The following is a 2,433-nucleotide window of genomic DNA, read 5'->3' on the forward strand; positions in this document are numbered from 1 at the left end:
AGCCTCGTTTGGGCTATTCCTCCGGTGTCATTCTATTTGGCGCAATGCGCAAAAAAAGGGGTCAGGTGATAAATCTTGTAATTTAATCTTCTTCATCCAGCATCCCCTCACGCCTAGAACTCCCCGTATCCAATACCCCGGAGCCATCTACCATGTCATGGCACGTGATTTAATAGACACACAATACTTACTTATAACGATCGTTTTATGAAACCGAAAGTCTGAGGCACGCATTTCAGGTTGCAATCAATTTGTTCCTCGCTTCTTGCTTGTAACAGTTTTAAATTTAGGCTTTGCTCCCGCCGTCCATTCTCTAATCAATGTTCCATCTAAACGCTCAAGCTTATAACGGTATTCGACACCATAGACGGCGCCCGCACTAAACGGTGCTAAGTCAATTTCCTGTGTGATCTGCTTTCCGGTTGAAAGTGTTTTCGACTCTTCCTGAGTAAAGGCAAAACCATAGGTAGCCTGAAAGTTGACTGGGGACTTTTCTCCCGTGCCGAACGTGAAACTGAAGGATTCGGTAAACGACTTCATATCAGTCTTTGAGAGTCCCTCCGTAAAACTGACAGAGAATTTCGCCGGAGACTCTCCATCTGAATCTGAATTATCGTTTGATCCAAGCATTACGGCATAAGACTCTTTGACGATGCGGTAGTAGGGAGAGGAATCAATTTTCTCCGACAGCGACATGGTTGGATCATCAACTAATACCGCGTTGATATATCGAAATTCCGCATGAAAAGCCTCGGTAGGTGAGTCAAAGATCGGTTTCCCTTGTTTCCATTCAATCTTAAGGGGATCCCAACTCGCGAGTAACTTCTGTTCAAGTTCTGGTTCAGGAGCGGCTGGAAATTCGGATTCCTTTGCTTTCAAAAACTCCCACCGATTGCCGGTTGCGGATCCTTGAACAATGTTTCCGGTATTCTCAAATCGGTCACCGTCCCGTGTCCAAAAGGCATCCGAATTCTTGTTCCGGATCGTGTAGCTACCAGGAGCATCCTTGTCTTCGACGAAGTAGAATTTTTGATGATCGGAATTTACGTTATCGTCTTTTTGCCAAAGATAGATTTCAGCATCGTCCGTGCTCGCGCTTTCGACGGTTGCAAAGAGGCCCGAACTTCGCCCAATGATGTAGTAAGAATAATGTGGCTTACCGTTGATTGATTTCGGGAGATCAGGAGTCCTGAAGAAAATCCACTGTTGGTGTCTGCCCCCGGAAACAATTTCATCCTGTCCTTGCAATTGGTAGATTCTCGCACTGTTTCCCTTTCCGTCTCTGTGAACGGTTGCAAACATTCCGCCGCCATGGACTGTTGCATTATCCGCCTCACTGGCCTTGACCTTAATGAGGTACACCGCGCCAACATCGACGTTTTCGTTCGGAGGTGGGGAGGACTTGAATTCCGCCCTTAGTATAGTTCTTGGCGTAAATTTCTGTGCATGGGCAAAGCTGGACAGCAGTAAGGAAAGTGTGGCGCCGATCAGCAGCAAGCGTAAAGAATTTTGACTACTGCTAGAAATTTGCTTTTTGGGTGAGGTGTTCGGATAGGCTTTCATGGGGTGATAAAGGGGTTGCGGGGGAAAAGAGGGGCGTTGAATTCAGAGTGGTGAATAGTGAATGACTGGCCAGATGAAGGAGGAATTGTGGGCTTAATAGACACACAATATTTACTTATCGGTAACCGTCAAGGTAATTGTCCGAAAATTTAGGCTACTTTTTTGTGTGATCTCTCGATTTCCCTCTCATCAGTTGGGTTGAGTGAGGTCTGGCTTATTGGGGTCCAGTCTCGGGTTTTACCCTTGATCCATCTTTTCGGGTTTTTACGTTTGGCTTCCTCGTAGAGTTTGCTGCGCAGATGTAGTGTCTTGGCGTCTTCTCCTGTGTGCTTTAGCTCAGGTGTGACGAAGTTGAGGGATGAGTGCAGGTGTTGATAATTGTACCATTCTACGAATTCAAGAGCCCGTTCTCTTGCCGTTTTAATAATGATTTAATAGACATGATTTAATAGACACAAGACATGATTTAATAGACACACAATACTTACTTATTAACACAACTGCTCAGTCATTTTTAGAGAGTTGGGTCTAAGTATCCTAACAATTACCTCTATCCTGCTGAATTGCTGGAAGTTTTCGTGCTCTCTGATCTGAAATCATCAGAAATACCGATTTCTAGACACAGCTCTTCCTGCTTCGCTTGGAAGCATCGAGTTTTTGTTGGCCTTAGGATTTAAGTTTGGGCTATCAGCCTTCATTCAGGCAGCGGAGCGACCAGAGGCCACTCTTCTTGAGCTTGCCTCTCGGTTTGCAGCTGGCGGTTTTACGGTCGGGCTTGAGGTAGTCACCTTTGAGCCCTTCGATCACCTCATTCACCCATTCCTTGCTGCCTAACACGGCTCCTTCCACAAAGTAACGCGACTTGCAGCT

At 45.9% G+C, this 2,433-nt stretch carries 2 protein-coding genes; both read right to left on the reverse strand.

What is annotated here, in order from left to right; genetic code table 11:
* Nucleotides 1–246: 246 nt before the first annotated feature.
* Entirely contained in the window at nucleotides 247–1,563 is a 1,317-nt protein-coding gene (locus BSZ32_RS13545) for an RICIN domain-containing protein (protein WP_105043907.1), read from the reverse strand.
* A gap of 687 nt (nucleotides 1,564–2,250) precedes the next feature.
* Nucleotides 2,251–2,433, reverse strand: a 183-nt coding sequence (locus tag BSZ32_RS18950) for a hypothetical protein (protein ID WP_165788851.1), incomplete at its 5' end; no start/stop codon positions are given.

The sequence above is a fragment of the Rubritalea profundi genome, from assembly GCF_002954445.1.
Classification (GTDB): domain Bacteria; phylum Verrucomicrobiota; class Verrucomicrobiia; order Verrucomicrobiales; family Akkermansiaceae; genus Rubritalea; species Rubritalea profundi.

Coding starts and splice junctions, on each gene's coding strand:
- BSZ32_RS13545 (WP_105043907.1), bottom strand. CDS start 1,563: ATGAAAGCCTATCCGAACACCTCACCCAAAAAGCAAATTTCTAGCAGT.